The organism is Vibrio sp. EA2, assembly GCF_033042495.1.
Lineage (GTDB): Bacteria > Pseudomonadota > Gammaproteobacteria > Enterobacterales > Vibrionaceae > Vibrio.
This window is the reverse complement of record NZ_JAWLID010000017.1, coordinates 52,388-62,031: the sequence shown is the minus strand read 5'-3', so window position 1 is coordinate 62,031 and position 9,644 is coordinate 52,388. Positions and strand designations below refer to the sequence as shown.

The 9,644-nt window shown below is 46.4% G+C and carries 8 protein-coding genes, 1 tRNA gene and 1 pseudogene; 1 reads left to right on the top strand and 9 read right to left on the bottom strand.

Going from position 1 to position 9,644, the window contains the following annotated elements; genetic code table 11:
* Positions 1 to 83: 83 nt before the first annotated feature.
* Positions 84 to 174: transfer RNA gene (locus RXX31_RS21820), tRNA-Ser, on the top strand.
* An 86-nt stretch (positions 175 to 260) separates the two neighbouring features.
* Here RXX31_RS21820 and RXX31_RS21815 read toward each other — a convergent pair.
* From RXX31_RS21815 to RXX31_RS21775, 9 genes and pseudogenes are all read right to left on the bottom strand, one after another.
* Positions 261 to 1,213: pseudogene (locus tag RXX31_RS21815) on the bottom strand (IS630 family transposase).
* 445 nt (positions 1,214 to 1,658) lie between these two features.
* Positions 1,659 to 1,955, bottom strand: a complete 297-nt coding sequence (gene fis / locus RXX31_RS21810) for a DNA-binding transcriptional regulator Fis (protein ID WP_000462885.1) — start codon at positions 1,953 to 1,955, stop codon at positions 1,659 to 1,661.
* 23 nt (positions 1,956 to 1,978) lie between these two features.
* The gene (gene dusB, locus RXX31_RS21805) at positions 1,979 to 2,947 is read right to left on the bottom strand and encodes a tRNA dihydrouridine synthase DusB (protein ID WP_317591776.1); all 969 of its coding nucleotides are present in this window, start codon (positions 2,945 to 2,947) and stop codon (positions 1,979 to 1,981) included.
* Positions 2,948 to 3,086: 139 nt separating this feature from the next.
* Positions 3,087 to 3,974, bottom strand: a complete 888-nt coding sequence (gene prmA, locus RXX31_RS21800) for a 50S ribosomal protein L11 methyltransferase (RefSeq protein WP_317591775.1) — start codon at positions 3,972 to 3,974, stop codon at positions 3,087 to 3,089.
* 130 nt (positions 3,975 to 4,104) lie between these two features.
* Positions 4,105 to 5,448: an acetyl-CoA carboxylase biotin carboxylase subunit gene (accC, locus tag RXX31_RS21795; RefSeq protein ID WP_317591774.1), complete on the bottom strand. Its 1,344-nt coding sequence runs from the start codon at positions 5,446 to 5,448 to the stop codon at positions 4,105 to 4,107.
* 14 nt (positions 5,449 to 5,462) lie between these two features.
* A complete protein-coding gene (gene accB / locus RXX31_RS21790; RefSeq protein ID WP_317591773.1) occupies positions 5,463 to 5,936 on the bottom strand; it encodes an acetyl-CoA carboxylase biotin carboxyl carrier protein in 474 nt (157 codons plus the stop codon).
* Between the two features lie 60 nt (positions 5,937 to 5,996).
* Positions 5,997 to 6,446 (bottom strand): type II 3-dehydroquinate dehydratase, encoded by a 450-nt coding sequence (gene aroQ / locus RXX31_RS21785; protein ID WP_317591772.1) that lies wholly within the window; start codon positions 6,444 to 6,446, stop codon positions 5,997 to 5,999.
* Between the two features lie 303 nt (positions 6,447 to 6,749).
* The gene (gene acs / locus RXX31_RS21780) at positions 6,750 to 8,699 is read right to left on the bottom strand and encodes an acetate--CoA ligase (protein WP_317591771.1); all 1,950 of its coding nucleotides are present in this window, start codon (positions 8,697 to 8,699) and stop codon (positions 6,750 to 6,752) included.
* Positions 8,700 to 8,993: 294 nt separating this feature from the next.
* Positions 8,994 to 9,623, bottom strand: a complete 630-nt coding sequence (locus RXX31_RS21775; protein WP_317591770.1) for a 3'-5' exonuclease — start codon at positions 9,621 to 9,623, stop codon at positions 8,994 to 8,996.
* Positions 9,624 to 9,644 lie beyond the last annotated feature (21 nt).

Genomic DNA, 9,644 nt, shown 5'->3' with positions numbered 1-9,644 from the left:
ACATCGCCAGGCTTTAATTACAGTTACTTGTTATTACCGGTAACAAACATCATCAGTGTACTAATCTGAAGATGACAATTTGTGGAGAGATGGCTGAGTGGTTGAAAGCACCGGTCTTGAAAACCGGCATACGTTAATAGCGTATCTAGGGTTCAAATCCCTATCTCTCCGCCACTATTAAGAAGCCTCGCTAGAAATAGCGAGGCTTTTTTTCATTTCACATACACTGTCCTGACATGTCTTCATACCAATCTGGAAAATTAACTGGTCAGGTCTATCCATCTTCTCGAACACATCTTGATGACTCTTTTGAAGCAATCCAAAAAACGATTCCATGCATCGCAGACTTTGGGGATGATGTCGTTGTAGTCAGTAAAAGATTGGTTGGCTAAATAGCGTTGTCTCAATCAATTCCATACCTGTTCTATAGGGTTCAACTCTGGGGGATAGGGGTGAGTTTGATGACACTGACGTTATTAAATTCATCGGCAATGTCTTCCGTATGCCACCCTTGCGCCATCCATAATAACGACTGCGTGATGTCCCTTCTCTGTGACTGCCGATATTTTTTTTTAAGTGCTCTATTATGATGTCTTTATTGACCCAAGGGACGACGATAGCCTCACCAATTCCTTTGCTGGGACAGGCTGAACCGAACAGATGGGCGTACTCAAATTGTTGTTGCTTCACGGCTCTTGCACGCGTTCCTTTTTCAGCCCATAAACGGGTTGTTGTGTTTTGTTGCCCAAATCTGGCTTCATCCTGAAACCAGACATCAACACACTCTAGAGCCATATGTCCTGGGAGCTTAAGGATCGTTTTGATTTTGAATTTTTTAAATCGTCTTGTGTTTCTTAGATTGGTATTAGAGAGAGTGGCAATCCAGCTCAAACCAATATCTTGGAGTATCCGGTAGATGTTAGCTTGTCTGTATTGGATGCCAAAATGTTGTTCAATATAGATAGCAATATCTTTAGCTTGAAGACGTCCTCTTTAACAGCATAGGTCGTCACAAACTGTTGAAGTTGGCTTAATTACTGTTGTGTCAGACGATGAGGGCGGCCAGTTTGAACCTTTTCTTGTAGGCCTTCTAAGCCAAAATCTAGATAGGCTTTGATCCATTTGTTTACGCTCGTTCTACTCACTTTAAGAAACTGAGCGATTTCAGTGCGGCTTTTCCCTTCAAAAAGTGAGAGACAGCAAGGTATCTGATCCGTAATCGGGCATTGGCAAAACTGAGAGGTTTGAACTATCAGTGACTCCCTCAATAAGTGACCGGCTTGATCGTTAGATTCTTTGAAGTGATCAATCTCTAACATTAGGCAAGAGAGTGTTTTGCATTCCCCTTTGACCCACCTTTAGTTCGATGAGGTAGTTTGAGGCGACTTTTAGTAGGACTACATGCTGGTGATCAAAATGGAGTCATGGAGTCTCTGTCTTGGAGGCTGTTGAGTAAGGTTCGTGTATTTCGCTCTCTTTGCTCTTTAGAGGTGGCATTAGTTATATAAGTAGGGAAATGTGCTGACGTCGAGCTACTTGGCTATGTGGCGCTTTGTAGGCCGAATATTAACGTTTGTAAGTGACGTGTTTTCTTCAGATAAAGAAAAGCCGCGACCTAAAAGGCAGCGGCTTATTCTATAACAACTTTAAGTACGGTCTTAGTTCATGCCGTATTTTTTAAGTTTCTTGCGAAGAGTACCGCGGTTGATGCCCATCATAGTCGCTGCACGAGTTTGGTTACCGCGAGTGTACTGCATGATGGTATCTAGTAGTGGCTGTTCAACTTCAGCTAGAACTAATTCGTATAGTTCTGTTACTTCCTGGCCATTTAGTTGAGCAAGGTAGTTTTTAAGAGACGCTTTAACAGAGTCACGTAAAGGCTTTTGAGTAATCTGGTCTTGTGACGTTACTGTAGTTACTGTTAATGCTTCTGAAGTCAGATTTTGTTCGAACATATTCGGTCTAGCTCTTCTCTTAATTATGATGCAACGTTATCAAAATAACCTTCTAACGCCTCAATTTGCAGCGGTGCTGCATCGATAGCGTTAAAGGTACGGCGAAACGCACTCGCCTGCTCATGCTCTTTTAGATACCAACCAACGTGCTTACGCGCGATACGTGGCCCTAAGTACTCTCCGTAAAACTCATGTAGAGCGTTCACATGACCAAGCATAATGGTTTTCACTTCCTCTGCTGGAAGCTCATCCATTGTGGTGCCGTTTTCCAAATAGTGATGGATTTCCTGGAAAATCCAAGGGCGACCCTGGGCAGGGCGTCCAATCATTAAAGCGTCCGCACCGGTGTACTCCAGTACAAATTTGGCTTTCTCCGGGCTATCGATATCACCATTCGCGATAACCGGAATTGAAATAGCCTCTTTTACCGCTTTAATGCTGTCGTATTCGGCCTCACCTTTGTACATACATGCTTTTGTTCTGCCGTGCAGTGCAAGAGCTTGTATGCCGCAGTCTTCGGCTAATTTAGCGATTTGGAGACAGTTTTTATTTTCTGTATCCCAGCCTGTTCGGGTCTTTAACGTTACAGGAACGTCAACCGCAGTCACTACCGCTTTCAAAATCTCTTCGATAATGTTTGGGTATTGAAGCAGTGCAGAGCCCGCCAGCTTTTTATTCACTTTCTTTGCCGGACAGCCCATGTTGATGTCGATGATTTGCGCACCGTTTTCAACACTGAATTGAGCTGCATCCGCCATAAGCTGTGGATCGGAACCGGCAATTTGTACAGAGCGAACGCCCGATTCGCCTTCATGTACCATGCGCTGTTTCGACTTCGACGTTTTCCATAGTTTTGGGTTAGCAGACATCATTTCACTGACGGCCATTCCCGCACCATAACGAAGGCACAACTCGCGAAACGGTCTATCCGTTACACCAGCCATTGGGGCTACGATTAGATTGTTCTTAAGTTGATAGTTTCCGATTCTCAAAACGTCATCACAGTTCTGTACCAGCAAGGGCGCGCATTTTACGCATTTTTTTACTGCGTGAAAAGACTAATATTTGAGCATTTACAAATTGTTTTTGTAAATTGTATGAATTTCAAACAATTAGCCGTTAAATCCTTGTCTAGCCTCGCTTACGACCAGAGATGCGACACCACTCTTTTTGCTCAATGATAGGATCTATGTGAAGCTCATCACGGTAGTAGTTAGCGACATCTTCTGCTTGGGTGTCCAATACGCCAGACATGGCAAGGTCACCATTTGGCTTAACCAGACCTTTTATAACTGGAGCAAGTTCACGTAACGGACCCGCAAGAATGTTAGCAACGACCACATCAGCGAGCAGTCCGTCCGGCTGATTTTGCGGTAAGTAAACTTCAAGTTGATCGGCAACGCCGTTACGCTCAGCGTTGTCGCGAGAGGCTTGTAGTGCTTGAGGATCAATGTCGATCCCGATCACTTTCTCTGCACCTAGTTTGATCGCCGCGATCGCTAAAATGCCAGATCCACAACCAAAGTCGATGACTGTTTTACCAGTTAGGTCCAGACCCTCTAGCCACTCAAGACAAAGTGCTGTCGTTGGGTGAGTACCCGTACCAAATGCAAGACCTGGATCAAGCATTACATTTACCGCGTCTGGTTCTGGAATGTCGCGCCAGCTTGGGCAAATCCATAGACGCTCACCGAATTTCATTGGGTGGAAGTTTTCCATCCATTCGCGTTCCCAGTCTTTGTCTTCTAGCTGTTCTACTTTGTAAGCAAAATCTTCTGCAAGCATGTTACTTGCGGTAATCTGGGCGATGATGAAGTTGGTATCGGCTTCTGCATCGTACAGTGCCAGAATGTCAGTATCGCCCCATAAGCGAGTTTCGCCAGGTAGAGGTTCGAATACAGGTGTATCCTGCGCGTCTAGGAACGTTACAGACAGCGCACCAGTCTCTTCCATTAGCATGTCGCCGATTTGCTCAGCGTTTTCATTGGTCGCGTTGAGTTTGATTTGAATCCAAGGCATTGATTTTTGCTCTTACAGTAAATGAAGTGGCGCAGAGTTTACCAGAACTCTGCAATTTGTTTGAGTATAGATAGTATACAAAACAAAAATGCCCACAGGTGTGGGCATTTTTTAGGAGTTCAACCAAGGCTTATTGTAGGCCTAGTTTCTTCTCTAGGTAATGAATGTTGGCACCACCGTGCTGGAAGTTCTCATCATTCATGATCGAAACCTGAAGTGGCACGTTGGTCTTGATGCCTTCAATGATCATCTCACCAAGAGCATTCTTCATACGTGCAATCGCTACGTCACGGTTCTCACCGTAAGTAATCAGCTTACCAATCATTGAATCATAATGAGGAGGCACTGAGTAACCTGTGTAGATGTGCGATTCCCAACGTACACCCATACCACCTGGAGAGTGGAAACGCTCAATCTTACCTGGTGATGGCAAGAAGCGCTCTGGGTCTTCAGCGTTGATACGACACTCGATCGCATGGCCGCGGATCTTAATGTCATCCTGAGTGAATGATAAAGGCTGACCTGCTGCAACACGTAGCTGCTCTTTGATTAGGTCGATACCTGTTACCATTTCTGTTACTGGGTGCTCTACCTGAATACGAGTGTTCATTTCGATGAAGTAGAACTCACCGTTCTCGTATAGGAATTCGAACGTACCTGCGCCGCGGTAACCGATTTCGATACATGCACGAGTACAACGTTCGCCGATGTACTTACGCATCTCTTCAGTGATACCTGGTGCTGGTGCTTCTTCCACCACTTTCTGGTGACGACGCTGCATTGAACAGTCACGCTCACCCAGGTGGATTGCACCGCCCTGGCCGTCAGCAATAACCTGAACTTCAACGTGACGAGGGTTTTCCAGGAATTTTTCCATGTAAACCATGTCGTTGTCGAACGCTGCTTTCGCTTCTGCACGTGTCATGGCGATAGCTTGGATCAGGTCTTTTTCTGCGCGAACAACACGCATACCACGACCGCCACCGCCGCCAGATGCTTTGATGATGACTGGGTAACCAATGCGTTTAGCAAACGCTTTGTTTTTCTCTTCATCATTGTCTAGCGGGCCGTCAGAACCTGGTACACAAGGAACACCAGCTTTCTTCATTGCGTTGATCGCTGACACTTTGTCACCCATCAAGCGGATCGTTTCTGCTTTTGGTCCAACAAAGATGAAGCCACTGCGCTCAACTTGTTCAGCGAAGTCTGCGTTTTCTGACAGGAAGCCGTAACCTGGGTGGATAGCGACCGCACCCGTGACTTCCGCAGCAGAAATGATGCGTGGAATGTTTAGGTAGCTGTCGATGCCACGAGCAGGACCGATACATACGGTTTCGTCTGCAAGTAGGACGTGCTTAAGATCGCGGTCAGCTGTTGAATGCACAGCAACGGTCTTAATACCTAACTCTTTACAAGCGCGAAGGATACGAAGTGCAATTTCACCTCGGTTCGCGATGACTACTTTATCTAGCATAAGGCAAGCCCCGCTTATTCGATTACAACTAGAGGTTGGTCGAATTCAACTGGTTGGCCGTCTTCAACTAGGATTGCAGCAACAACGCCAGACTTGTCCGCTTCGATTTGGTTCATCATCTTCATCGCTTCAACGATACATAGCGTATCACCAGCACTTACAGTCTGACCTACTTCGACGAATGCTTTCGCGTCAGGGCTTGGAGAGCGGTAGAAAGTACCAACCATTGGAGAAAGAACTTGGTGACCTGCAGGTGCTGCCGCCGCTGGAGCTTCTGCTGCCACTGGCGCTTCTGCTACAGGTGCCGCTGCCGCTGCTGCTGGAGCAGGTGCTGCTACTGGAGCTGCCGCGTAGTGAACAGGTGCGTGAGCGGGAGCTGTGCCGTGACGACTGATGCGTACTGATTCTTCACCTTCTGAAATTTCTAGCTCAGCAATGCCAGACTCTTCAACTAACTCGATTAGCTTTTTGATTTTACGAATATCCATCTTTTCTTTCTCTTTTATCTTGTGATTAAGACAACCCCATAGGATTGCAGAGTGTAAGGGTTACTTTGTCTGAAGTTTGTTAATTGCAGCAGACAGAGCAAATTCATAACCTTGTGCACCCAGGCCGCAAATCACGCCTTCTGCCTTGTCTGACAGATATGAGTGATGGCGAAACGCTTCACGTGCATGCACGTTTGATAGGTGCACCTCGATAAATGGGATGGCGACGCCAAGTAATGCATCTCGCAGTGCTACACTGGTATGAGTGAAAGCAGCTGGATTGATGATGATGAAATCAATCTTGCCGTAAGCGGCATGAATGGCTTCAATCAGTTCGTACTCACGATTTGATTGTAGGTGTTCTAATTCCACCCCAGCATTGTGAGCCTGCTCTGTTAGCGTATTCACAATTTGTGCTAGGGTGTTATTACCATAGTGTGTCGGTTCGCGCAGACCTAACAGGTTAAGGTTCGGTCCGTTTAGAACGAGAATCCGTGACTTTGCAGACATTATGTTGCTATCTTCCCTTATCGTGAGTGGAACGTTTATATTCCCAAATATACGATAATTCAACACGGTTTTTTTGTTAAAACCGAGTAAAATTTAAAAAATCGACCAAGATTATAGCTAATTCATAGCAATTAGCAGCAATTTACTGGTCTAATCTCCCAATAACGCCTCTTGTTTCTGCAACCAAGTTAACAAAAATAACCTGACAACCCTATCAAGAATGTGGCTAACTGCGCCCCAAAGCAAAAAAACCGCCATCAAAGTGGCGGTTTTCATTTATGCGTTTAATATTGGCGAGTTAGCTTATACCAGCTCGGCTTTCTCAGCGATGAGTTTGTCGACTACGCTAGGGTCTGCAAGCGTTGAGGTGTCACCCAGGTTGCTGGTATCACCGGTGGCAATCTTACGCAGAATTCGACGCATGATTTTACCAGAGCGAGTCTTAGGCAGAGAGTCTGTCCAGTGCAACACATCTGGTGTGGCAATTGGACCAATCTCTTTGCGTACCCAGTCTTTCACTTCTTTGTGCAGTTCCGCTGATGGGTACTCACCATCATTCAGTGTGATGTAAGCGTAGATAGCCTGACCTTTGATGTCATGTGGGATACCGACAATGGCTGCTTCCGCAATCTTGTGGTGCGCTACCAATGCTGACTCAATCTCAGCAGTCCCCATACGGTGTCCCGATACGTTCAATACGTCATCCACACGACCTGTGATCCAGTAGTAGCCATCTTCGTCACGACGAGCACCATCACTGGTGAAGTACATACCCTTGAAGGTTGAGAAGTAAGTTTGTTCGAAGCGTTCATGGTCGCCATAAACCGTACGCATCTGACCTGGCCACGAATCAAGAATCACAAGGTTGCCTTCCGTTGCCCCTTCAATAATGTTACCCATGTTATCGACAAGCGCAGGTTGTACGCCGAAGAATGGACGGGTCGCTGAGCCTGGTTTTAGATCCGTTGCTCCTGGTAGTGGTGCGATTAAGATGCCGCCGGTTTCAGTTTGCCACCAAGTATCGACGATCGGAGAATTCTCGTTACCAATCGTTTTGTAATACCACTCCCATGCTTCTGGGTTGATTGGTTCACCTACGGAACCCATGATGCGAAGACTTGAACGAGAAGTGCCTGCCACCGCTTCATCACCTTTTGCCATTAGCGCACGAATTGCAGTTGGCGCGGTGTAAAGGATGTTCACTTGATGCTTATCAACCACTTCACTCATGCGGCTTGTGCTTGGGTAGTTTGGCACACCTTCGAACAAGATAGTCTTAGCGCCGTTCGCTAGTGGACCGTAGATAAGGTAAGTGTGACCAGTAATCCAACCCACGTCAGCCGTACACCAGAAGGTTTCGCCTGGCTGGTAGTCGAAGACGTACTTAAATGTCATAGCCGCGTAGACTAGGTAACCACCTGTGGTATGCAGTACGCCTTTAGGTTTACCAGTAGAGCCTGAGGTGTAAAGGATGAACAGTGGGTCTTCAGCTTTCATCTCTTCTGGTGGGCAAACGTCAGACACGTTTGCTGTTGCTTCGTGCCACCAAACATCACGGTGATCGTGCCATTCAACGTCGCCACCAGTACGCTTAAGAACCAACACTTTACTGATGGTTTTTACGTCTGGGTTAGTCAGTGCTTCATCCACGTTCTTTTTCAGCGGAACCGCACGTCCACCACGAACGCCTTCGTCGGCAGTGATCACGACTTTAGCGTCTGAGTCAATGATACGGCCAGATAGCGCTTCCGGTGAGAAACCACCGAACACGACGGTATGTACAGCGCCGATACGAGTACATGCCAGCATTGCGATGGCTGCTTCAGGTACCATTGGCATGTAAAGACAAACCACGTCGCCTTTGCGTACGCCCTGTTCTTTCAGTGCGTTTGAGAATTGACATACTTCTTTGTGCAGCTCGTTAAAGGTCAGCGTTTTATCGTCTGCAGGGTCATCGCCTTCCCAGATGATTGCAACGTCGTCACCGTGTTCTGCCAGGTGGCGGTCGATACAGTTTGCTGAGACATTTAGTGTACCGTCTTCAAACCAGCGAATGTCGACATGACCGGTATCGAAAGAAGTGCTTTTTACTTTGGTGAAAGGTTTAATCCAATCAACGATTTTGCCGTGCTCGTTCCAGAAGCCCTCTGGATCGGTTACCGACTGCTGATACATGGCTAGGTAGGTATCATTATCCGCATGTGTATGAGTTTTAATATTTTCTTTTACCGGATAAACGTGGGCTTCGCTCATGGCTTCTCTCCTTGTGCCTTTATTTCTCGGCCTTACACCAATCTACATAAGACTTTGAATCTTTACTTTGTAGGGCTGTTGCTGTTACTCGTTCAATGAATACGCTGATTATCTGACAGCAGAATGAATCGAACGGGTATTTGTTTTAAACAGTCAGCCGTTGCAAGAACGACCTTGTGCTTATAACTGTCAGTCACAGCGCGTATTTCCACAATTAGACTTTAGGATGATAGAGAGGGATCTACCGAAAAAGGATTGAAATAAAAGTAATTATGGGAGCCAGGTCAACAGGAATTATGTGTATGGCACGCTCAGACTCGGTAAATCACCTTTGGTTAAACGCACAAAGACCAATGCAGCGGATATCGCATCTTGCAAGGCGTCATGCTTGTCTTGAATCGGCAGCTCTAGATGCTTGCAAATGGCCTCCAGACTTAAGTCGAAATAGGCATTGGGTAAATGTCGCTCTAGCTTGTCGTGATATATTTGGCTCACCTCAATCAAAGGGTTAGGCAGAGGGAACCCGAGATGTCTTTGACAGGCGAGATCTAAGATTTTTTTGTCGTAGCGAATGTGGTAGCCGACTAACGGTCGATTGCCGATAAAGTCGATGAGCTTCAATAGTGCATCCTTTTCGCTGATGCCGTCGACTAAATCCTGATGGCGAATCTTATGAATTTTCACTGAGCCGGAATCGAGAGACTGTGGTGCCCGTAGATGCACTTCAAAAGGCTGGCTAGTGATGATGCGATTATCAATGATCTTGGTTGCTGCGATGGTAACAAGCTCAGCTCTATTGGGATCGAGGCTGGTGGTTTCGCAGTCGAGAGAAACCAACTCGGTTTTATCTGGCGCACAAAATAGCGACTGATAAGGCGAGCCTTTCAGTTTATGGTGCCAATATTTTCGTTGTAGCCAATTCATCCCAGATACCTCTTGTACGAC

What these genes read in the sequence shown, in the direction of transcription:
- acs (WP_317591771.1), bottom strand. Translation starts at nt 8,699, where the DNA reads ATGAGCGAAGCCCACGTTTATCCGGTAAAAGAAAATATTAAAACTCAT.
- RXX31_RS21775 (WP_317591770.1), bottom strand. Translation starts at nt 9,623, where the DNA reads ATGAATTGGCTACAACGAAAATATTGGCACCATAAACTGAAAGGCTCG.
- accC (WP_317591774.1), bottom strand. Translation starts at nt 5,448, where the DNA reads ATGCTAGATAAAGTAGTCATCGCGAACCGAGGTGAAATTGCACTTCGT.
- aroQ (WP_317591772.1), bottom strand. Translation starts at nt 6,446, where the DNA reads ATGTCTGCAAAGTCACGGATTCTCGTTCTAAACGGACCGAACCTTAAC.
- fis (WP_000462885.1), bottom strand. Translation starts at nt 1,955, where the DNA reads ATGTTCGAACAAAATCTGACTTCAGAAGCATTAACAGTAACTACAGTA.
- prmA (WP_317591775.1), bottom strand. Translation starts at nt 3,974, where the DNA reads ATGCCTTGGATTCAAATCAAACTCAACGCGACCAATGAAAACGCTGAG.
- accB (WP_317591773.1), bottom strand. Translation starts at nt 5,936, where the DNA reads ATGGATATTCGTAAAATCAAAAAGCTAATCGAGTTAGTTGAAGAGTCT.